Consider the following 23090-nt stretch of genomic DNA (forward strand, 5'->3'; position numbering starts at 1 on the left):
CAAAGTATTCAGCAATCAGTATAAAGTGTTTGGATTTAAACTTTACTTTAACTGATTACCAAATACTGATCACTGTTTACTAAAAAATATGTTATCAAAAATTCTAATATATCCGTTTGTAATATTGGTGCGCTTTTATCAAACTGCGATTTCACCTTTTACACCCGCTTCATGCAGGTTTGAGCCAACGTGTTCAACATACATGATTCAGGCATTGCAGATTCACGGATTATTTTACGGGGGATATTTAGGAATGAAAAGAATTTTAAGCTGTCATCCCTGGGGAAGGACTGGTTACGATCCCGTTCCAGAAAAGAAATGTTCACATAAACATTAACTTTTTATAAAGATTTGCTCCGCATTTAATATCTATTTTTACAAAACATAATAAAAAAATTACCATATATGACACATCCTTTAAATATCGTTTGGAATCCTTCAGAAGGAATAGATTTAGGATTTTTTATGATTCGTTATTACAGTTTAATGTTTGTAATTGCTTTTGGTTTAGGCTGGTTCCTAATGAAAAAGATTTTCGAACGCGAACATGAATCAATAGACAAATTAGATTCGTTATTTGTCTGGACTGTTTTAGCAACTTTAATTGGAGCTCGTTTAGGACATGTTTTATTTTATGACTGGGAGTATTTTAGAAATCATTTACTTGAAATCTTTTTACCTTTTAAATTCGAACCAAAATTTGAGTTTACAGGTTTTCAGGGATTAGCCAGCCACGGTGCCGCAATTGCTATTATTCTGGCTATGTATTACTATAGCAAAATGATCCTAAAACGTCCGTTGCTTTGGATTTTAGACCGTGTCGTTATTCCGGTTGCTAGCGGTGCTATTTTTGTTCGTTTAGGGAACTTTATGAATTCAGAAATTATTGGTCATGAAACAACCTCTGCTTTTGGAATTCGTTTTTTACATGATAAATTCAGCAAAGCAGAAGCCGTAAATGCAACTCAAATCGCAAATCCAAAAGAAGCTTACAATGCCATTGCAGCAAACCCAAAATTTACTGATTTATTAGCACAGGTTCCTGCAAAACACCCAACACAATTATACGAAGCATTTTGCTATATTTTTGTATTTGCTATCTTATTTTTCCTTTACTGGAAAACAAATGCAAGACTTAAATCAGGATACTTATTCGGATTGTTTTTAGTGCTTTTATTTGTAGTTCGCTTTATTGTAGAATTTGTAAAAGAAAGCCAGGGCGGTATCGAAGAAGAATTAGGTTTATTCTCAACCGGTCAATGGTTAAGTATTCCTTTTATTATAATTGGTCTTTTCTTCATCATTAGAGCACAAAGAAATCCCTTAGCGGCTTCATAGTAAAAGAAAGAAACTTTTAAAAATAATAAAGTCCAGTATAATTCATTTATACTGGACTTTTTCTTTTATTAAGTATGCAAACCTTTTAGGAGGAAACTGGGAAAATTAAAAAAAGATTCTGTTTTAAGTTAGCTTCTTTATATTTATTCCTACAATCAGTAATCCTATTTTTTTTATACATTTATTATAAGCCATTTTATTCTTTACATTTTTTTCTGATTTGTTCTTTAAAGTTTTGTTTTAGTCTCATTCGGATATCACGTTATATTATAACTTCAATTTTACTAACAGTATTCTCTAATTTCATAGCTTTTTGAGGAATGCTGACTATTTTTTTTTCATCTACTTTGTTTTTACAGCTTAAAAAAATGTAAAAAAACAAAGTAGGAGTAAGACCTGTTTTTTCGTAAGCTAGAAATCTTCACCTCTTTTAATTTTATCTACATCAATTTCATCAATAGTATCCTCCAATACCTGCTTCATGTTCTTTATACCAAAATAATTGTGTTTTACTATAATATCTTCAATTTCGGGATGCTCTACAAGCAAATCATATAATGCCGATCCCGCATTACTCCATAACCCAGGATTATGTGGCTTATATTTAATAATTGCAGGTACTTCTATGCTCGCAATCACAGCAGCAATATGAGCTTTTTCAACATCATTAAACATTTTAAATGGATTTTTACTTCCAAATTCTTCTCCTAATTCTTTTTCATACAAAGCAAAACTATAATAATTTAAAGCATAAATAAATCTATTATCGTTTGCCCTAGTATTGTTTTTAACATAGTCTACCAGACCTTGCCTGATACAAAAATTATTATTCAAATCTTTTGTAAAAAAAACAGTGCCAATTAATTGCTTCTCGGTAGGTTGAGAATCATTGTACATTTCATAATAATCCTCTAATAATAGCTTATTTATTCTAGGTTCCTTATCATAACCTAAAGAATTAACTAGACTTTTTAAAAAATCCTGATCATTAACAAGGAGCCAGTCTAAATCAGCTTGACTGTCATTAAATAAATATTTATTTCTTGCAATTATATAATGGGGTATACTAATTGAATAGCTGTTATCTTTATTTATTTTTATAACATCTTCCAAAAATAACGTTGGAATGATGAAATTATATTTTTTAATAACAAATTGATTATTTACATCAAATTCAAATTCAAATTGATTAAGAGTAGAGGATTTTCTATCAAATTTATTAGTAAAAATTGTTGTAAATGCACTGTATTTTTTTACTTTATTATCTTTTATTAAATCACTAATTCTTCTTTCAAATTCACCATTAGACAATGTCTTATAGCCTGCATTTTTTAATTCTTGTGTAACAAAAGGTATAAGAATAAGAAGATCTTTTTCTGAAGGCAAATAAGGATTATCTGGTCGATAATCTATATAATTTGCATTTTTCTGAAGCTTTATAATTTTTTTTATTTCAGTTACATCAATATTTAGAGTATCTTTTTTATGATTATTGACTATTTTTTTAGCATTTTCTTTGTCTTTACAGCTTAAAAAAAATGTAAAAAAACAAAGTACTAGTAAGCTAAATGTTTTCATAATAATGTATCTATTTTTTATCTTGTTTTGAATAATGTACTTTTGGCGTATAAAATCTGCAGGTTGAAGCAGTATAAGTTGATGTTCTGACAGGATGATTCATTAAGTGTTTACTTAACCTCCTCCATTTCAATTTAACAACCCCTTGTAGTTGAATTGCATCGTCTATATCTTCAGGCTTTTCTAGACTTTTAATTGCCTCAATAGTTGTTACTACATCTTTAGTTTTATCATAACTTACTACTACTCCTGTATGTCCATTACTCCCAGCATCGTTTTTCCAGATAAAAATATCCCCTACTTTAGGTTTATAACTTGTAGAATTGTGCTTTTCTAACCATTTTGAGTTATTTTGTGCATAAGTATACAGAGCAGAAGTGTTCATGCTTAAAACTTGTGAGCTCCATTCTATTTTTTGCAAATACCTACAAATTAACTCCGAACAATCCATAACATCTTCTCCTTGTTGCGAGGTTCTGTCTCCATCCTGACTGTACAAAACTTTATAATTTGATTTATCATCTGCAAGCTTTTGGTCTATTGCAATACTCTCCAGCCAGTTAATACCCTGCTGAATTTTTAAATCTGTTGCCACTTGCTTCTCTCCATATTTACAAATATCGGTTTCAAATACAACAGCTGTATTTTTGGTAAACACTTCTTGTTTTTCGGTATGATTTCTTTTTCCATTGGCAAGTGGTACATCATTTCCTACTTGTTGAGAAATAAGTTTTGTGTGTGATTGTTCATTAGCAATCTTATTTATTCCTTTCCACTTAAAAAATGCCATTGAAGATAAAACGGCAACTGCCACATTTGCAACAATTAAATCAGGGTTTTGTACAATATCTGCTCCTTCTCTTTTTGTATAATTGTTTGCATATTCGTAACCAGCCCTTCCTGTAAGCTGTACTAGGCCTCGTCCTCTAAGATCCCAGCCGTCATTGGGCTGCGTATTACCAAGTTCTACACCTTTTGCTGCGTTGGGTCCGTAAGCCAGTTTGGCAATCATTTCTTGATTGGCATATTGGGTAATTGTTTTTTTGCCATTTTTGATTTCTTCAATTCTGCCATATTGATAAGCTTCTCCTCTATGTGTTGCGAAATATGAAAAAATAATTTTGCGTTTTGTTTTGTTTTCATTCCATCTGCCTAGATGCAAATCATCTGCTAAGTAATTAAAACTTTCTCCTGCACCTTTTACAGTGAGCTCTTTACCGCTTTCTACAACGGCCTGTGCAAAAAAATGTGCTTTGTTCCAGCAGGTATCCATACCCAGCTCTTTCATATACTTTGTATATATTGCGCCAACAGTTTCTAAAATAGACAAATCTGTTTGTGTAAATATTTTTTTTAATTGCCCAGCCTTTACTGCAGCAATACAATTTAGACATTCTCCATCTTTATGATTTTTATTCCAAATAGAATCCTCTGCCCCCACCATCAATAAACTATTTATAAATTCTTGCTGTGGGTCGTAAACAACAGTTGTATTTACCGCTATTTTCTGTTCCTGGTAATCGTGAGCTTTTTTATCTGATTTTGCTATTCCCCTGGTTTCTTTTTTTGAAGGTTTAGGAACCGGCACTTTTGCAAATATATCTTCTTTATAATCTGGATTAATTACATTGACATTTTCCGTAGGTTTCGAAACTTTTTTGTAAAACTCAGCAGTTACATAATATTCATGAAATGCCCCTTCGTTTAACTCACCAGGTGCTGACTTTGCATTGACCAGCCATACTTTTCCTAGGTCGAACGTAAATTCTACATCGGCTTTTCCATTTTGCACATTGGTCTCCTTAGTTTGTATACTAATATCGCTAAGATCTTTTTTGCCTCCGTCATTTTCCCATAAAGTAACGTTTATGCGAAATTTTTCCATATTTAGGCAATGTATGCGAGCTGTAATAGTTTCGCCATAGCTAAATAGTTTGGTGGGCTTTTTTCCAAGGCTATCCAAAATTTCGACATGCAGTATCTTGCTTTCTGTATTTTTTTTGGTTTTAATATCCAAAACTGCTTTTTCGCCGTTGGCATCAACCAGCATTCTGATTCCTTTTCTATCAAGGCTCTGCTGGTAAAAGGTATAATCTACAGTTGCACCTGTCTTATTATTTTTGGTCATTTTTACCCATTCATTTCCTAATAATATCCAGACACTCCATTTGATATTTTCGTCAGGTATATTTTCTATTGGATCAATGAATTTAGATGGAGCAGAACTGCCAAAAAAATCATGTATAGAATAATACTCTTTTATTCCTATCACAGGATTGGGATTACCATATATTTTTACTTTGCTCATATTTTTTTACTATTTTACAGTACGGCTATTATTTTTTAAGAACAAATCGCCATTTCATCTTCCAACTCATCAGGATTTAACAAAGGATTAATCTGCTTTAAGGCATCACGATCTGCTTTTTGCATCTGCTGGCTTCCTACTTCGGCGACCTGTCCATGCTTAAAAATTTCTATACATTTTGGTCCGCCTACAGGGCATTCCGCTGTACTGTCTTCTGTCAAAATTTTGCCCTGATTGCTTAAGGTTACTTTTTCATAAGGATCATACCATTGGGGTATTGTCACCATGCAGGGTTTATTACCGCTTGATGTAGGCTGTAAGGTACATTTGCCAAAAGTGCCATTCTTTAAGGTTTGATTAATATCTTTGGTTGTGGCTATCAATTTTTTATTGGCTCCTTTGTCGTTCGCAAAATGTTTTTTTTGAGATTTTACCACTAAAATATCAGTGGCATTCGTGTCTTCACTAAACTTGCATTTGCACGCAGCGCCATCTACAACAACATATTTTTCCATAATCTTGATTCTTTATTATTATACTAAAAGCGATATCCTGCTGTCTACTGTAATTTTACTTTGATCTAAATTTTTAACTTCAACTTTAATTTTTCGTCTCATATCAATCAAATCACATTCTAAGTAAAGGTACTCAATGAGATAATTATTAGGATTCAAGTAATATTGGGCATCATAATGCTCTTCTACATTTTCATCTGTTGATTTTCCGCTTTGTATTACTTCTATTTGGTTAAAGTCATTTAAATAAGGTACTGCTTTTTGAATAACTAAAAATTCCAGATCGTCAGTATAAGCAATGGCAGGAAAATATAATTTTCTTTCCCTTTCAAAACTACGGGTATAGGATCTATGTATTCCGTTAAAATAGGCTCTTAAAAACCAATTCCCGGAAATTAATCTTACTAGAGATTTATCATCATCTATAGCATTTTCAATATTTTGGGCTAATCTCGCAAAGGTTTTTCCATCAAATAGTTCTTTAATAGCTTCTTTTTGATTTTCCCAGCGTTCTTTTAATTTGTGATAACTATTTATATCGACCCATTTTCCGTATTTGTTCACCACAATTCTTAAAGGATATAACAGTTCGGCTGTTTTTTCTGCAACCTTGTAAGCTCTTGTATCAATCGGTTTTTCATCAATCAATAACTCTGATATTTTATCAATTTGAAAAAAATAAAACTCATCATGATTTGTATCTGACTTTAACCATCTTAAACTAAAATTTTGTTCCAGAGTTTGTTTTTTATCATCTTTTTCAATCGTATACAAAACTGAATAGTCATGATTGAGTTCAAAAGGACGAAACGGCAGCACATAATCCTCACTTACAAATAAAACCTCTTCTCTCTTTTTTTGTTTATCCACTTCTTTCCCCATATTACACGGCTTCAATTAAATTTTCAAATGTTTATTTAATTCCAAAATTATTTTATCGCTCCTTCTTCCTCAACTTCTTTTAATTCCTCAATTTTTTTTTGTTCTGCTGCCTCGTTATGCGATTGAATACCATACAATTTTTGATCAGTTTTTTTCTTCTTTTCCGGAGCAGTATTTTTTTCGATTTCACGCTGGCATACTACTACTGAGTTTTCTGTAATTTGGTTCATTGCTCCATCATAATCAGCATTTATATATTGGTTTTTTTCATACCATTTGGACTGCAAATAAAAGACCCAATTGTAATTTTGAGAATCAGGCATTAGCAAATCAATTTGATTGTCTAGGTTTTGTCTGTTATATCCTGTAACCGCAAGAAAAAATAAACGCCCAAAATTTACTTTAACAGGTGCCTGTACTCTTATCGAAGCATATTCGATATCATTATAACTTTTCTTTATTAAAAAAGTAATCAATACAATAGCTTCCATTTCTTCGTCTTTTATTGCTGAATATTTTTTTTCGGGTGTCCAGGTAATAAATTTTCTTGGAGGTATTAACATCATAAAGCAGAATACCATGTAAATACAGGTGGGAACAACAAACGAAATAAAATGTGCACTCATTAAAAGAGTAAAATTTATTCCGTTTAAAAAAGTGTAAATAATAACAAACAGTATACTAGAATATAGTGGAATAATAAAGGAGAACATTAATTCAACACTTTGAGTTTTTAGATTAAACTTCTGAAATATTTTGCGATAGAACCATGTGTTTAAAATGCCTAACAACAAAGAAGCTGTCTGATAAAAGATAAACTCGTATCTAAGTTCTTTAAAGAGCTTGTTATAGCCTAAAAATGCTATAAGAGCATAGATTAATATAAATGATAAGATATATCCATAAAATTTCTTTTTGTACTTTTTTCCAAAATCTTCTACATTATCACTAATAAGCAAAGTAAGTATACCGCAAAGTGCTATAATTACAATTAAAAATACAATGAGCCTAATATCAACAAGGCTTAACAAATGCTTTTTTACCATTTTAAACTATTAATTAACGATTAATTCAAAAAAAGTGTAGATTATAATCTACATAATTTAACCGGTACTAATGTAGCTTTTTTATTTCATTTTATTTTAATAATTATAAATATTTTCTTTCATTTTAACATATTCAAACATAAAAAAAACGGGGCAGCACCCCGTTTCTATTAATATTGTTATTCCAACTACTTACTCTTTTTCTATCTTAAAACATTAACAACTAATTATTTAAAAAAATAATTCATCTTATAAAGAATACGAAACCCCAAATTCTATATTTCTGGTATTATAACCCGAATTTCTATCGCTTAATCCACCATTAGAAACGTGTCTGATATTCGGGCGAATATCAAATTGCAGCTTATTGTATTTTAAAGAAAATCCCACGGCTAAAACATCTGCGAAAGCAAAACCTTTTGACATTCTTTCTGTTTCCGTATCAGTAATCATTGGCCCAATACTTCCGAGAATATAAAACGAACAAACTTCACCAATAGGTTTACGAATTAAAAAACCACAATTGAGAACATATTCATGAATATTTTTTAACTGGGTGTATGTATCTCTTTTTTGCTGATAGTCTGGCGTTTCAGGCTTAACAAAATAAAAATTCAATAATTGATGTTCTGCAAAATTAATTTCCGGCTGAACCAAAATTTCGTATTGAAAATATCTTGTCTGCTTTAATTTATAATAGAGCTGTGCTTTATAAAAGTGATTTGTAAACGTATAGTTTCTATTATTAAATTCACTTCCAAAGCCATAATTAAAACCAAGAGAAAATCTTGAATTATCTTCTTGCGCCGCCATTTTTAAAGCAAAAAGAGACAATAAGACCAAAAGTAATTTTCTATCCATAAATCATCTTTAAATTACCTTAAATATAGCACAAAAAAAAAGATCCAGCTTTCACCGGATCTTTTAAATATAATTTAAGCATTAATTACGCTTTATTATGTTTGTCTTCGATTGTATGTTTTTCATCTTTAGAAATCGTATCAACCAATACTGGTGTTGCGATAAATAAAGAAGAATAAGTACCTACAATAATACCAATTAACATCGCAAAGATAAATCCTCTGATAGATTCTCCACCAAAAATAAACATTGTCAATAATACAATGATCATCATTAATGAAGTATTCAATGTTCTAGATAATGTAGTATTAATAGAAGCATTTACGATATCTTCGAAACTACCTTTACGGTTTCCGATGATAAATTCTCTTACCCTGTCAAATACAATTACAGTATCGTTCATAGAATAACCAATTACAGTAAGAATCGCAGCGATAAAGTGCTGATCCATCTCCATGTGGAATGGCATAAATTTATAACATAAAGAGTAAATTCCTAATACGAATACAACGTCGTGCGCAACAGCTGCAATCGCACCTAATGAATACTGCCATTTACGGAAAGATACCATTAAGTATAAGAAAATAACTGCCATTGCTCCAAGAACTGCCCAGTAAGAGTTTGTTTTAATATCTTCTGAGATTGAAGCTCCAACTTTAGAAGCTTGTAAAACTCCGATTTTTTTACCGTCAAAAGAGTTGATAAATTTATCGTAAGAAGTATTTGGGTAATATTTTTGTAATGCTTTGTATAATTTCTGGTTCACTTCTTCGTCGATAGCTACACCGTCTTCTTTAATTTTATATTTAGTTGTGATTTTTAACTGATCATCATCCCCTAAAATTTTAGCTTCAACCGGAGTTCCAAAAGCAGCAGATAATTCATCTGATACTGCAGTTGCATCAATTGGTTTTTCAAATTTAACCTGGAAAGTTCTACCTCCAACAAAATCAACACCTTCATCCAATCCGTTAATAAAGAAGATAGAAGTCAAACTTACTACTGTTACAATAGAAGAGAAAATATAAGTGAATTTTTTAACTTTAATAAAGTCAAAGTGGAAGTTTGTAAACCAATTTTTAGTAATACTTGTAGAGAAAGTTAAATCCCCTTTTCCTGCAATATTTCTGTCAATGAAAATTCTAGCAATAAAGATAGACGTAAACAATGAAGTTACGATACCAATAAGTAATGTTAAGGCGAAACCTTTAATTGGTCCTGTACCAAAGATAAATAAGATAGCTCCAGTTAATACGTGAGTTACGTTTGCATCAATGATAGAACGCATTGCACCATGCCATCCGTAAGATGCTGCTACAGCTTCTGATAATGTTTTACCTTCTCGTAATTCTTCTTTTGCTCTTTCATATATAATAATGTTCGCATCTACCGCCGTACCTAATGTTAATACAATACCTGCAATACCTGGTAATGTTAATACAAAACCAAAACTTGCCATAATTCCAAATAAGAATAGTAAGTTCAATAATAAAGCAAGGTTTGCATACCATCCAGCTTTACCATAATAGAATACCATCCAAACACAAACTAATAAGAATCCTAATACAGATGAAATAGTTCCTGCATCAATTGCAGCCTGACCCAAAGATGGTCCAACAACTGTAGATTGAATAATATCTGCAGAAGCTGGTAATTTACCTGCATTTAATACGTTAGCTAAATCTTTTGTTTCAGCAACATCAAAAGAACCTGTAATTTCAGATCTTCCTCCGGCGATTGGACCGCTTGTAACACCTGGCGCAGAATAAACGATGTTATCTAAAACAATAGCGATATAACCTTTTTGAGAGAAAGCTCTTCCTGTTAATTCTTCCCAAACTTTAGCTCCCTGACTGTTCATTTGCATAGAAACAGCTGGTTTACCCATTTGGTCAAAAGTATCTTTAGCATCAGTTACAACACCACCGCTCATTGCAGGTACGTTATCTCTGTTTCCTTTTAAAGCGTATAATTCTACAGCTTCAACATCTTTTGATTTAGCATCTTTTATAGTAGTTGGTTTGCTCCAAACAAATTTTGCATTGTGTTGGTCAGCACCTAATAAAATTCTGATTTCTGGTCTTTTGAAATAACCATTAACTGCTGCAGTATCTTTAGTAGCAAAGTATCCTAAAACCGGACCACCACCCTGAACAATCATTTTGTCAAATAAAGGATTATTTCCTTTTTTAGTATCAAGAGAATCTTTAGAATTGTCTGTCAATAAAGCATTCAATGAATCTTTAGCAACCGTTTTAGTTTCTGTTTTCTTAACTTCAGTCTTTTTTAAAGCTTCGTTAGCAGCAACTAAGAAGTTACCAACTTCTTCAATTTTGTAAGTTTCCCAAAACTCTAATTGAGCTTTCCCACCCAATAATTTTTTGATTCTATCTACATCTTTAGCACCTGGAAGCTCTACTAAGATTCTTCCTGTTTCTCCTAATTTTTGAATATTAGGCTGTGTAACGCCAAATTTATCGATACGCTCTCTTAATACTTTGTAAGCACTTTCGATAGACTCGTCAACTTTTCTTTTAATTACTTTTTGAGCTTGAGCATCTGACATTTGAAAATCGATACCACCGTCTCCTTGTAAACTTCTGTTTGCAAAAATATCTGGCGAAGCCAATTTTACAGTTCCTTTTGAGTTAGCCTCAAAAGCTTCGAAGAATTTATTTAAATAAGTCTTATTTCCTTCTAAATTCGCAGTTGCATCAGCTAACGATTTATTAAATACCGGGTTTTTAGAATTATTCGCTAAACCTTTCAATACATCTTTAACAGAGATTTGAAGAATAACGTTGATTCCTCCTTCTAAGTCAAGACCTTTATTTAGCTGTTTGTTTTTTACTTCATTATAAGTGAAGTCTGTAAAACCAAGACTGAATACTTTTTCTTTACCGATAGAATCTAAATATTTTAGCTCTTTATCAGGATTATCTCCTGCAAAAGCTTTAGCCTCACCTTTGACATTATTTGCCACAAAAGTGAATGAAAGTTGGTAAATACTTACCAATGCAAATAGTATTGCGAAAAATTTAATAAGTCCTTTATTCTGCATTATTACTAAAAATTAATTATGTTTTATGTTTGTTTTTGGTTTTAAATCCCCTAAAAATAAGCCCTGACATGAGTTTTTAAAACTAAAAAATCGAGATCACGAATTACTACATTTTTTTTAAATCGAGCAAATATATAATTAACGAAAAGATTAACCAATTTATTTATTAATTAATCTCAAAAAAAAGACTGCAAAAGTGCAGCCTTTTCCTTTTTTTCCTGTTTTTATTATACTAAAATCGATTTTAGAGCATCATTCATGCTGCGAACCGCATCTGCACTTTTAGCAAACAAAGCCTTTTCCTGATCGTTTAAGTTGATATCAATAATCTCTTCAATACCGTTTTTACCAATTATACACGGTACACCTATACAAATATCATTTTGCCCGTACTCTCCTTCTACAAAAACAGAACAAGCAATCATTTTCTTTTGGTCATTTAAAATACTATCAACTAAATAAGCTACAGAAGCTCCCGGAGCATACCAAGCCGAAGTTCCTAAAAGACCTGTAAGAGTTGCACCACCTACCATAGTGTCGGCTGCAACTTTTTGTAATACTTCTTCTGAAAGAAATTGTGTTACCGGAATACCGTTATAAGATGCTAAACGTGTCAACGGAATCATAGTAGTATCTCCATGACCACCAATTACCATTGCCGAAATATCATTTGCCGGTTTGTCTAATGCTAAAGAAAGGTAAGTTCTAAAACGAGAGCTGTCTAACGCTCCGCCCATACCAATAATTCTGTTTTTTGGCAAACCTGTAGCTTTTAAAGCCAGGTAAGTCATTGTATCCATAGGATTGGAAACTACAACTATTATAGTGTCAGGAGAATATTTTAGTACATTTTCAGCAACTGTTTTCACAATTCCTGCATTTATACCAATTAATTCTTCTCTGGTCATTCCCGGTTTTCTAGGAATTCCTGACGTAATAACCACTACATCACTTCCAGCGGTTTTAGAATAATCATTAGTAACACCAGATACTTTGGTATTAAAACCAGTATTTGTCGCACATTGCGTAATATCCAATGCTTTTCCTTCGGCAAAACCTTCTTTAATATCCAACAATACTACTTCGCTTGCAATTCCTCTATAAGAAATAACATCTGCACATGTAGCTCCAACATTTCCTGCTCCTACAATGGTAACTTTCATATTTTTAACTTTATCGGTTATTAATTAATTTATTTAATAAATCGACAATTCGTTTAATCGTTTAAGTAAAATTTAAACAATTAAACGAATTGACTCTTATCTTATACTTTATTAGGCATCGATATTTGCGTAAACTGCATTCTTTTCGATAAACTCTCTACGCGGCGGTACTTCGTCTCCCATTAACATAGAGAAAACTCTATCTGCCTCTGCCAGACTATCGATTGTTACCTGACGTAATGTTCTGAAGCTTGGATCCATTGTTGTTTCCCACAATTGCTCAGCATTCATCTCTCCAAGACCTTTATAACGCTGGATAGCTGCACTTCCTCCCATTCTTTCATTCGCCTGATCACGCTGAACATCATTCCATGCGTATTCCTTTTTATTTCCTTTTTTAACTAAATATAAAGGCGGTGCTGCAATATATACGTGTCCTTCTTCAATAAGTTCTTTCATGAAACGGAAGAAGAACGTTAATATTAAGGTAGAAATGTGACTACCATCGACATCGGCATCACACATAATAATTACTTTATGGTAGCGTAGTTTTTCAATATTAAGCGCTTTGCTGTCTTCTGCTGTACCTACTGTAACTCCTAAAGCCGTAAAAATATTTCGAATCTCTTCGTTTTCGAATACCTTATGGTGCATTGCTTTTTCAACATTCAAAATCTTACCACGTAATGGCAAAATGGCTTGAAAATTACGGTCACGTCCTTGTTTGGCTGTTCCACCAGCCGAATCTCCCTCGACTAAGTATACCTCACATCTTGCCGGATCCTGCTCAGAACAATCTGATAATTTTCCTGGCAGTCCGCCTCCACCCATAACAGTTTTACGCTGTACCATTTCACGGGCTTTTTTCGCAGCGTGACGAGCCTGAGCAGCTAAAATTACTTTTTGAATAATGATACGAGCGTCATTTGGATTTTCTTCCAAATAATTCTCTAACATTTCTCCAACCGCCTGAGAAACAGGAGAAACCACTTCTCTATTTCCTAGTTTTGTTTTTGTTTGTCCTTCGAATTGAGGTTCTGAAACTTTTACCGAAATAATAGCCGTTAATCCTTCACGGAAGTCATCTCCCGCGATTTCAAATTTCAATTTATCTAACAATCCAGAAGCATCAGCATATTTTTTAAGGGTTCTTGTTAAACCACTTCTAAAACCTTGCAGGTGTGTACCTCCTTCGTGTGTGTTAATATTATTTACGTAAGAAAAAATATTCTCCGTATAACTTGTGTTGTAGATTAAGGCAACTTCTACCGGAATTTCACCTTTATCATTATCCATACTGATTACGTGGGAAACAATTGGCTCACGGTTACCATCCAAATAACGAATATATTCTTTAAGTCCTTCATCAGAGTGAAACACTTCACTTCTGAATTCACCTTTATCATCCACTTCTCTTTTATCTGTAAACGTAATTGTGATTCCTTTGTTTAAGAAAGAAAGTTCACGCATACGCGCTGACAATGTATCATAAGAGAACTCTATGGTCTGTGTAAAGATTGTACTATCGGGATAGAAAGTCTGACGTGTACCTCTTTTATCTGTTTCTCCAATTTGTTTTACCGGATATAATGATTTTCCTCTTTCGTATTCCTGCTCGTAGATTTTTCCTTCTCTAAACACAGTCGATTTCATATGAACCGAAAGTGCATTTACTACAGAAACCCCAACTCCGTGAAGTCCTCCAGAAACTTTATAAGAATCTTTATCGAATTTACCTCCGGCACCAATTTTAGTCATTACAACCTCAAGTGCAGAAACTCCTTCTTTTTTATGTAAATCAACTGGAATACCACGACCGTTATCTTCAACTGTAACCGAACCGTCTTCGTTAATTGCAACACCAATGGTATCACAATGTCCTCCCATCGCCTCATCAATAGAGTTATCAACAACTTCATAAACCAAATGATGAAGCCCTCGAACTCCTACATCTCCAATATACATCGATGGACGCATTCTTACGTGCTCCATTCCTTCTAATGCCTGAATACTATCTGCTGAATAATTGTTCTTCTTGATTTCTTCGCTCATATAATTTATTCTAAAAAATGTATTTACTGTCTAACACGCAAATATATAAAAACGCAGACTATATACCCATAAAATTCCGACTTAAAGCACTTAAGTTATTAACACAATTGTCTGAAAAACCAAAAAATAATCCTAAAAGTCAATTTTAAATTCCAAATTCATAAATTCCAAATTCTAAAAATGGGAATAACACAAAAATCATTTTGGAAATCTTAAATTCTTGACTTCAAAAATTTCAAATTCCAAACTTTAGCTTTAAAATAAAAAACCGAAATGACATCAAAAATGCATTTCGGTTTTTATGATTAAAATTCTATTTTTAATTTGGAGTTTGGAGTTTTAAAACTTGGTGTTTTCCCAACTCTTAGTTTTTCTTATTAAAATCTCCTGCATAAACTGAACTCATTTTATCCAAAGAAATATATTTTTTCAAAACCTTATTTACTTCCTCAACTTTTAACGCTTTAACTTTAGCTTCAAGTTCATCATAGTCGTCCAAAGGCACATTGAATTGTAAATAAGTGTTAACCAACTCCATTAAAGTATTATCAACTCCTAATCTTGTTTTTCTTTCATTCTGCCAGCTCACCAGATTCGATTTTAATTCTTCTGCTGTAAATCCGTCTTTTACTGCTTTTGCAATTTCTTCTTTTGCAGCCGTTTCTACCGCATTTTTTTTAGTTGGATTCAAGAAAGCATAATAACTCCATGCTGCAACATCATTTGTGATTGGTACATCCACAAAAGAACCTGCACCGTAACTTATTCCTTCTTTTTCTCTTAACCTCATCGGGATTCTTGCACTTAAAAAGCCACCGCTTCCTAGCATTTCATTTGCCATAACAAATGCTGGATAATCTGCATTTTTTCGATCCATTCTAAAACTGATTCTGCCTAAAGCAACTGCATTTTCTTTATCTGGCGTAATAATATCTTTATCCGCTTTTTGAGTTTCAAAATAAGTAGGTAAAGCAAGTTCATATTTCGATTTAGAATTCCATTTTCCAAATGTGTTTTCTAAAATTTCTCCTGTACTTTTAGCATCTAAGTCCCCTACTACACTTCCTACTCCGTTATTACCGCCTAATATGTTTTTGTAAAAATCAACAATTTCAGATTGTTTGATTTTTTTGAAAGCATCTATTTGTTCCTGAATAGTTGGCGTGTAAAAAATACTGCCTTTTGGATATTTTGTAGTTTGTCTTGTAATTTCTGTAAAAGCAACAGCCTGAGGATCATTTAAACTAGACTCTAAATATGTATTGTACTCGCTGATTGTTTTAGCCAATTCGTTTTCCGGGAAAGTTGAATTAGTCAGCAAATCTGCTAAAATCCCCATTACTTCTTTAAAATTTTCTTTATAAGTACTAACACTTACAGATAAAGTTTGTCTTGAAAAATTAAAATTAACAGACGATTTTAATTGATCTAATCGATCCTGAATTTGTTCTTTAGTTTGTGTTTTTGTTCCTGTTTTTAACAACTGAGCCAAAATTCCGGCAACGTCTGTTTTTCCATTTAAATCTTTCTCATTACTAACCGGAAACTTAAAACTTGCCTGAACTTTTCCGCCTTTGATTTCTTTTTTAATCAATCCGTATTTTATTCCGTTGGTTAACTTTCCTTCAACAAAATTTTGTTTTAGATTTTTGATAGACGCTTCAAATGAGGCTGCTTCTTTTTCCAGAGCTTTTCCTTTGTAATCTTTTGTAACTGCTAATAATTGTTCATCTGTATATTCATTAGCTTTTATTCTTACTTCTTCTTTAGCCGGAATAAAGACACCAACTGTTCTGTTATTTGCTCTAAAATATTTTTCAGCAACTCTTTGAACATCTTCTTTTGTCAATTTCTCAATTGCATCTCTATACAAAAAACCAAGTCTGTAATCTCCGGCACCAATAATTTCGGTAAGGTTTATAGCGTAGGAAATTGTATTGTTTTTAACCGCTTCTATTTGCTTGATAATTTTTGCTTTTGCTCTGTTTACATCCTGATCTGTATATTTTGTTGTTGCGATTTTATCCAGTTCAGTTCTAACAATTTCTTTCGTTTCTTTTACATCTTTATCATTGGGCACCGCTACTCCAAAGTAAATAAATCCGGCATCTCTTACAGTAGGCTGCCAAAAATAAATGCTGGATGCTTTTTGTGTTTCAACCAAAGTTTTATACAAATAACCCGATGGATCTGCGGTTAATATCTCGCCTAAAGCATCAATTGCGGCATAATCTTTATCTACATAAGATGCTGTGTGATACAAAGCCCCTACATTTTTGCTGTCTCCCGCTCTTTTAAGTTCTACATACTTTTCTCCGTCTTGCGCAGGCTCGATTGTATACGTTTTATCTAAAACTCTTTTTGGTCTTGGTATTACACTAAAATACTGCCCTACATACTGTAATGCTTTCTGCTCATCAAATTTTCCGGCAATTATAATTGTTGCATTATCCGGCTGATAATATTTTTCGTAAAAAACACGAAGCGTATTCGCTTTTACTCTTTCAATATCTTCTTTACTTCCTATGGTGCTGTTTCCGTAATTGTGCCATAAATAAGCTGTAGAAAGGATTCTTTCCTGCAAAACTCCATCAGGATTGTTTTCGCCTATTTCAAACTCATTTCTTACTACTGAAAATTCTTTATCAAGATCGGTTTGTAAAATGGTAGCGTGAATCATTCTGTCGGCTTCCATTTCAATACTCCATTTCAGATTTTCATCGCTTGACGGGAAAACCTCATAATAATTTGTTCTGTCTAACCAAGTGGTTCCGTTTGCATTTCCGCCTTTGTCTGAAAGCATCTTTTTAATATCGCCTAAATTCTTAGTACTTTTAAAAAGCATATGTTCCAGTAAGTGCGCCATTCCTTTTTCGCCATAACCTTCATTTCTGGAACCAACATTGTAAACAATATTGACTACCATGTTACTTTGAGAGGCATCTGGAATTAAAAGAACTTTTAATCCGTTGTTTAGTGAATACTCCTTAATTCCTTCAACATTGGTAATGTATTTAGGCACCTCCGCCTTTTTTTGTGCATAAATTGGACTTAATGAAACTAATGCACAGCATAAAATTCCACTTAGTAATACGTTTTTCATAGGTTGTGTTTGATTGGTTATTAATTTGTTAATGACGACCAAATATAATATTTTTCTTAAAGTAAAAACCTACATTAACTAAGATTTAGGAATTGCAAAAAATCCCAAGAAAACAATCTAAAAAAAACCGAAACGAAGATTAACTATTCGTTTCGGTTTTATTTAAAAATCCCATTTGGAATTCATAATTTGAAATATTTTAATTTAAACAGCAACTCCAGATTTTGTGCTTTCAAAATTTCCTTTTAAATGAGCCGCATTTGCTCTTCCGCTTGGATCTTGGTTTTCCTGCCATTTCGGAATCCATTTACGAACAGTTTGCGCCGCGCTGACCTGCGGATAATATTTATGAAAAATCGATCTGTAATAGTACGCTTCTTTTGTTGTTGGTGTATTGTATGGAAACTCTGCACTTGCGCCTGCCAATTGCTCATCTGTTACCTGCGAAGCACAATATTCAATTAATTCATCAACCCAATTGTATCCAACACCATCCGAAAACTGTTCTTTTTGTCTCCATAAAACTTCTGTTGGCAAATATGGATTTTCTGATGTTTCAAAAGCTTTCCTTAAAATGTATTTTTCAATTCCGTCATACGTTTTTGGCTGCTTTTCTTCTGTTTTAATTCTGATTGTCACATCTAAGAATTCTTTATCTAAGAACGGAACTCTGGCTTCAATTCCATTTGCCATGGTCGTTTTATCAACACGAAGTAAATCTGCTGTAAATAACTTTTGAACTCTTTCGATTGTTTCATCCTGAAATTCTTCTGCCGAAGGTGCATTTCTAAAATACAAGTGACCGCCAAAAATTTCATCGGCGCCTTCTCCTGACAGAATTACTTTTACTCCTTTTTCACTTATCGCTTTCGACAATAAGTACATTGGAACTCCCGAACGAACCGAAATAATATCATAGGTTTCGATATGCGAGATGACTTTTTCTAAAACAGATACTCCTTCTTCAACCGTAAAATGTACTTCGTGATGATCAGTTCCTAAAAACTCAGCTGCTTTTCTTGCCATACTATTATCTGGAGAATCTGCATCTAATCCTATGGAAAAAGAAGACAGTTTTTTACCGCTTTCCTGTACTAATCTTGAAGCAATTGATGAGATTAAAGAAGTATCTAAACCTCCTGATAATATAACACCAACAGGAACTTCACTCATTAAACGTTTGCGTGTTGCTTCAATTAGGCTTTCTCTAATTAATTCAAAATCCAATGAGTGTGTTGCATTTTTATGATCTTCGTATTCCGGGTGATAATATTTTACAAAACCGCTTTTTGCCGTATAATAATGTCCCGGAGGAAAGGTTGAAAATGATTTACATTGATCTGCAATTGATTTCATTTCTGAAGAAAAATAAATCCTTCCTCTTTCATCTAATCCATAATACAAAGGTTTTACCCCAATTGGATCTCTTCCGGCAATGTATTTATCTCCGTCGATAATTACAAAAGCAAAATCGCCGTCAAGTTTATTGCAAAAATCAAATCCAAATTCTTCGTACAAATGCACGATAACTTCTGAATCAGAATTGGTTCTAAAAGTATGATCTTTTAAAACGGTATCTTTTAATTCCTGATAATTATAGATTTCACCATCGTGAACCATCCATGCTTTGTTTGTTCCCTGAATAGGCTGTTTTCCCGATTGCAGATCAATGATAGATAAACTTTCATGACAAAGTATACTTCCATTTTCCATAATATGTAAATCACTTTCATCTGGGCCACGATGTGACATTCTCTCAGAAAGTTCTTTTACAAGCTGCGGGTCTTTTCCTTTACCTATAACGGCCAATAATCCAGACATACTATTCTATTTTTAATTTTTATTCTTGGGCATCAACTCAAAATAAGCTGAATATTAAAAAATCATTAAGATTTTCTACTGAAGGCAAATCTAAATATTATTTTTTGCTTTCCTATATTTTCAATCTTAAAATCGAAGTGATTTAACTTTATTTCGGCGAATGCCAAATATAAAAAAAGTAAGTTAATTAATTACCGATTCTGTTTTATAAAGTATTGAAAATATAGAATTTAACAATTTAAGACAAGAAAAACGTTCCCTTACGAGAACGTTTTTCTGCAATATATATACTAATTCTAATAATTAACTTGTTTATGCTTTTACATAAGCATCATCGTGTACGCTCGCAACAGCTCTTCCAGAAGGATCGTTCATGTTTTTGAATGCTTCATCCCACTCTAAAGCGATTTTTGTGCTGCAAGCTACACTTGCTTCCTGAGGAACACATAATGCTGCTGCATCGCTTGGGAAATGCTCTGTAAAGATGGAACGATAGTAATATTCTTCTTTAGAAGTTGGAGTCTGCAATGGGAATTTAAATCTTGCGTTTGCCAATTGCTCATCCGAAACTTCTTTGGCTACCACTTCTTTCAAAGTATCAATCCAGCTGTATCCTACTCCATCAGAAAATTGTTCTTTTTGTCTCCATGCAACAATTTCAGGAAGCATATCTTCAAAAGCTTTACGAACAACCCATTTTTCCATTGGGTGTTCTTTGTTGATCATTTTATCCTGCGGGTTGATGCGCATGGCAACATCCATAAATTCTTTATCTAAGAAAGGAACACGGCCTTCGATTCCCCACGCAGCCAAACTTTTGTTGGCACGTAAACAATCGTACATATGAAGTTTACTTAATTTACGAACGTTTTCTTCGTGAAATTCTCTTGCGTTTGGTGCTTTGTGGAAATATAAATATCCTCCAAATAACTCATCTGCTCCTTCTCCTGAAAGAACCATTTTAATTCCCATTGATTTGATAACTCTCGCCATTAACCACATTGGAGTTGAAGCTCTTACCGTAGTTACATCATATGTTTCAAGATTGTAAATTACATCACGAACGGCATCTAAACCTTCCTGAATTGTAAATTTAATTTCGTGGTGAATCGTTCCAATATGTTTTGCTACAACCTGAGCTGCGGCTAAATCCGGAGAACCTTCTAAACCTACTGAGAAAGAGTGTAATTGTGGATACCAGGCATCTGTAGTATCATCTGACTCAATACGTTTTTGCGCAAATTTTTTGGCTACAGCCGAAGTAATAGACGAATCTAAACCTCCAGAAAGTAAAACTCCGTAAGGAACGTCACTCATTAATTGTCTGTGAACCGCTGCCTCAAGCGCTTTTTTGATTTCAGGAATACTTGTTTCGTTGTCCTTAACCGCATCATAATCAACCCAGTCTCTTTTGTACCATTGTACAAATTCACCGTCTTTACTTGATAAATAATGTCCCGGAGGAAATAATTCGATTTTAGTACAATATCCTTCTAAAGCTTTCAACTCAGAAGCTACGTAGAAAGTTCCGTGCTGGTCCCATCCAATGTACAATGGAATAATTCCCATGTGGTCACGAGCAACGAAATACTCATCTTTATCAACATCATAAATTGCAAAACCAAAGATTCCGTTTAACTCATCAACAAAGTTTACTCCTTTTTCTCTGTATAAAGCTAAGATAACTTCACAGTCACTTTCAGTTTGAAAGTTATATTTTCCTTCAAATTGTTTACGCAGTTCTCTGTGGTTGTAAATCTCTCCATTTGCAGCCAAAACCAATTTTTTATCTTCTGTAAATAAAGGTTGTTTTCCTGAAGCTGGATCTACAATCGCCAGACGCTCGTGAGAAAGAATTGCTTTATCATTGCTGTAAATTCCGCTCCAGTCTGGTCCGCGGTGACGAATGATTTTTGACATTTCTAATACTTGAGGTCTTAAACTCTCGGCTTTTTGCTTTAGATCAAAGGCACATACAATTCCACACATAATTTTATATTTTTAAAACTTTAATTTTATTTTGATAAGGCAAAGATGCGGTATCGATTACAATTGAAAAACACAAATACTAATTTCAATTACAATTTATAACCATAATTTTGTTTTTACATATAAAATGTAAAATTTAGAAGTAAAAATAAGCTCGAAACTTGAAAATTTTAATTTGGAACCAAAAAACGCTTTAAAAATGAAAGTTTGATGTGATTCTTTGAATTAAATTTTGAGATTTTTAAATATCTATGAAAAATTCATAAAGAAGAGATAGAAAGTCGTTCTGGAATTATTGGATATACAATTATATAAGACTTTATCCATTAAGTTTATCATTCCGAGGAAAGAGGAATGATAAACTTTTGTTCATTTTAAAAAAAGTAAAATGAGTATATAACGTATTTTTTAGCTGTTTTAAAACTTGTCTAAAAAAATTAACATTAAATATTTTTAATTTAATAAGTACACTTATTATATTTGCACTTATTAAATAAAAAAATTATGTGGACAAAATCGTATTCTGTGATTACAACAGAAATTACCAAAGAGCAAATTTGGAAACTAACAACAGACATTAATAACTGGAAAAAATGGGATGATACCGTAGAAGACTCTCAACTTTTAGGGGAACTTAGAGTTGGTAATTACTTTCTTCTTAAACCAAAAGGAGGGCCTAAAGTAAAAATAAAACTGGTTGAAGTTATTGAAAACAAAAAATTTACTGACTTAACAGTTTTTCCTCTTGCCAAAATGTATGGAGAGCATACTTATGAAGATACAAGCGACGGGCTTAAAATTTCTGTAACAATAACTGTAAAAGGGATTTTATCATTTTTATGGGTAAAATTAGTCGCTAAAGGAATTGTTGACCATTTACCAGCAGACATTGCAAATCAAATTAAAAATGCAAAAAAAATCAGCAATGAGTAGATATTGGATTGCCACTATTTCAAAAGAACACGCACAACTAGCAATTAAAGGCAGCTTCATTCAAGTTTGCCACGGAAAAGAAGCTCCATTGAAAAGAATGAAAAAAGATGATTATATACTAATATATTCTTCTAAAATAAAAATGATGGAAAAAGAAAAGTATCAAATGTTTACTGCGCTAGGAAAAGTAAGTGATGATTGTGTATACCCCTTTCAAATGACAGAGCAATTCAAACCGTTTAGAAGAAATATAGAATTCCTGAAATTCAATGAAGTTTCAATACTTTCGATGATTGAGAATCTTGAATTTATTACAGACAAAAAACATTGGGGTTATCCATTTCGATACGTTTTTTTTGAAATCAATGAAAATGATTTTAACTTTATAACTTCAAAAATGATTTGCGATGAAATGATACTCACAAATCCAAAATAAAAAT

At 32.7% G+C, this 23090-nt stretch carries 16 protein-coding genes; 4 read left to right on the plus strand and 12 right to left on the minus strand.

The window, feature by feature from the left end:
- Positions 1-88 precede the first annotated feature (88 nt).
- A complete protein-coding gene (gene yidD, locus L1276_RS11615; RefSeq protein ID WP_253787958.1) occupies positions 89-337 on the plus strand; it encodes a membrane protein insertion efficiency factor YidD in 249 nt (82 codons plus the stop codon).
- A gap of 68 nt (positions 338-405) precedes the next feature.
- Complete coding sequence (gene lgt / locus L1276_RS11620; RefSeq protein WP_253787960.1) at positions 406-1338, plus strand: prolipoprotein diacylglyceryl transferase; 933 nt, start codon at positions 406-408, stop codon at positions 1336-1338.
- Between the two features lie 411 nt (positions 1339-1749).
- Here the strand turns inward: lgt and L1276_RS11625 are convergent, their stop codons facing one another.
- The 12 genes from L1276_RS11625 to asnB (L1276_RS11680) all read right to left on the minus strand — a co-directional run bounded on the left by L1276_RS11625 (position 1750) and on the right by asnB (L1276_RS11680) (position 21717).
- Positions 1750-2916 carry a hypothetical protein gene (locus L1276_RS11625; RefSeq protein WP_253787962.1) on the minus strand — a complete coding sequence of 389 codons (1167 nt, stop codon included), beginning with the start codon at positions 2914-2916 and terminating at the stop codon, positions 1750-1752.
- 10 nt (positions 2917-2926) lie between these two features.
- Positions 2927-5224, minus strand: coding sequence for a CHAP domain-containing protein (locus L1276_RS11630; RefSeq protein ID WP_253787964.1), 2298 nt, complete (start codon positions 5222-5224; stop codon positions 2927-2929).
- Between the two features lie 35 nt (positions 5225-5259).
- A complete protein-coding gene (locus tag L1276_RS11635) occupies positions 5260-5739 on the minus strand; it encodes a DUF4280 domain-containing protein (protein ID WP_253787966.1) in 480 nt (159 codons plus the stop codon).
- Positions 5740-5757: 18 nt separating this feature from the next.
- Complete coding sequence (locus L1276_RS11640) at positions 5758-6609, minus strand: hypothetical protein (RefSeq protein ID WP_253787968.1); 852 nt, start codon at positions 6607-6609, stop codon at positions 5758-5760.
- Between the two features lie 59 nt (positions 6610-6668).
- On the minus strand, positions 6669-7667 hold the full coding sequence (locus tag L1276_RS11645; RefSeq protein WP_253787970.1) for a TssN family type VI secretion system protein: 999 nt from the start codon (positions 7665-7667) through the stop codon (positions 6669-6671).
- A gap of 249 nt (positions 7668-7916) precedes the next feature.
- Positions 7917-8528, minus strand: a complete 612-nt coding sequence (locus L1276_RS11650) for an acyloxyacyl hydrolase (RefSeq protein ID WP_253787972.1) — start codon at positions 8526-8528, stop codon at positions 7917-7919.
- A gap of 85 nt (positions 8529-8613) precedes the next feature.
- Positions 8614-11589, minus strand: a complete 2976-nt coding sequence (gene secDF / locus L1276_RS11655) for a protein translocase subunit SecDF (protein ID WP_253787974.1) — start codon at positions 11587-11589, stop codon at positions 8614-8616.
- Positions 11590-11816: 227 nt separating this feature from the next.
- On the minus strand, positions 11817-12752 hold the full coding sequence (gene mdh / locus L1276_RS11660; protein WP_253787976.1) for a malate dehydrogenase: 936 nt from the start codon (positions 12750-12752) through the stop codon (positions 11817-11819).
- A gap of 111 nt (positions 12753-12863) precedes the next feature.
- On the minus strand, positions 12864-14804 hold the full coding sequence (gene gyrB / locus L1276_RS11665) for a DNA topoisomerase (ATP-hydrolyzing) subunit B (protein WP_253787978.1): 1941 nt from the start codon (positions 14802-14804) through the stop codon (positions 12864-12866).
- Positions 14805-15168: 364 nt separating this feature from the next.
- Positions 15169-17907: a pitrilysin family protein gene (locus L1276_RS11670; protein WP_253787980.1), complete on the minus strand. Its 2739-nt coding sequence runs from the start codon at positions 17905-17907 to the stop codon at positions 15169-15171.
- 204 nt (positions 17908-18111) lie between these two features.
- Positions 18112-19728: an asparagine synthase B gene (gene asnB / locus L1276_RS11675; protein WP_253787982.1), complete on the minus strand. Its 1617-nt coding sequence runs from the start codon at positions 19726-19728 to the stop codon at positions 18112-18114.
- A gap of 312 nt (positions 19729-20040) precedes the next feature.
- Positions 20041-21717: an asparagine synthase B gene (asnB, locus tag L1276_RS11680; RefSeq protein WP_253787985.1), complete on the minus strand. Its 1677-nt coding sequence runs from the start codon at positions 21715-21717 to the stop codon at positions 20041-20043.
- A gap of 504 nt (positions 21718-22221) precedes the next feature.
- Between asnB (L1276_RS11680) and L1276_RS11685 the strand changes: the two genes are divergently transcribed.
- Together L1276_RS11685 and L1276_RS11690 are read left to right on the plus strand one after the other, a co-directional pair.
- The gene (locus tag L1276_RS11685) at positions 22222-22650 is read left to right on the plus strand and encodes an SRPBCC family protein (RefSeq protein ID WP_253787987.1); all 429 of its coding nucleotides are present in this window, start codon (positions 22222-22224) and stop codon (positions 22648-22650) included.
- Positions 22625-23086: an EVE domain-containing protein gene (locus L1276_RS11690; RefSeq protein WP_253787990.1), complete on the plus strand. Its 462-nt coding sequence runs from the start codon at positions 22625-22627 to the stop codon at positions 23084-23086. The genes L1276_RS11685 and L1276_RS11690 overlap by 26 nt, the downstream gene beginning before the upstream one ends.
- Positions 23087-23090: the final 4 nt, after the last annotated feature.

It is taken from the genome of Flavobacterium sp. HSC-32F16, assembly GCF_024171645.1.
GTDB lineage: Bacteria > Bacteroidota > Bacteroidia > Flavobacteriales > Flavobacteriaceae > Flavobacterium.

Coding starts and splice junctions, on each gene's coding strand:
- asnB (WP_253787985.1), bottom strand. CDS start 21,717: ATGTGTGGAATTGTATGTGCCTTTGATCTAAAGCAAAAAGCCGAGAGT.
- L1276_RS11635 (WP_253787966.1), bottom strand. CDS start 5,739: ATGGAAAAATATGTTGTTGTAGATGGCGCTGCGTGCAAATGCAAGTTT.
- mdh (WP_253787976.1), bottom strand. CDS start 12,752: ATGAAAGTTACCATTGTAGGAGCAGGAAATGTTGGAGCTACATGTGCA.
- yidD (WP_253787958.1), top strand. CDS start 89: ATGTTATCAAAAATTCTAATATATCCGTTTGTAATATTGGTGCGCTTT.
- L1276_RS11625 (WP_253787962.1), bottom strand. CDS start 2,916: ATGAAAACATTTAGCTTACTAGTACTTTGTTTTTTTACATTTTTTTTA.
- L1276_RS11630 (WP_253787964.1), bottom strand. CDS start 5,224: ATGAGCAAAGTAAAAATATATGGTAATCCCAATCCTGTGATAGGAATA.
- L1276_RS11645 (WP_253787970.1), bottom strand. CDS start 7,667: ATGGTAAAAAAGCATTTGTTAAGCCTTGTTGATATTAGGCTCATTGTA.
- L1276_RS11650 (WP_253787972.1), bottom strand. CDS start 8,528: ATGGATAGAAAATTACTTTTGGTCTTATTGTCTCTTTTTGCTTTAAAA.
- L1276_RS11670 (WP_253787980.1), bottom strand. CDS start 17,907: ATGAAAAACGTATTACTAAGTGGAATTTTATGCTGTGCATTAGTTTCA.
- lgt (WP_253787960.1), top strand. CDS start 406: ATGACACATCCTTTAAATATCGTTTGGAATCCTTCAGAAGGAATAGAT.
- L1276_RS11690 (WP_253787990.1), top strand. CDS start 22,625: ATGCAAAAAAAATCAGCAATGAGTAGATATTGGATTGCCACTATTTCA.
- secDF (WP_253787974.1), bottom strand. CDS start 11,589: ATGCAGAATAAAGGACTTATTAAATTTTTCGCAATACTATTTGCATTG.
- gyrB (WP_253787978.1), bottom strand. CDS start 14,804: ATGAGCGAAGAAATCAAGAAGAACAATTATTCAGCAGATAGTATTCAG.
- L1276_RS11685 (WP_253787987.1), top strand. CDS start 22,222: ATGTGGACAAAATCGTATTCTGTGATTACAACAGAAATTACCAAAGAG.
- asnB (WP_253787982.1), bottom strand. CDS start 19,728: ATGTCTGGATTATTGGCCGTTATAGGTAAAGGAAAAGACCCGCAGCTT.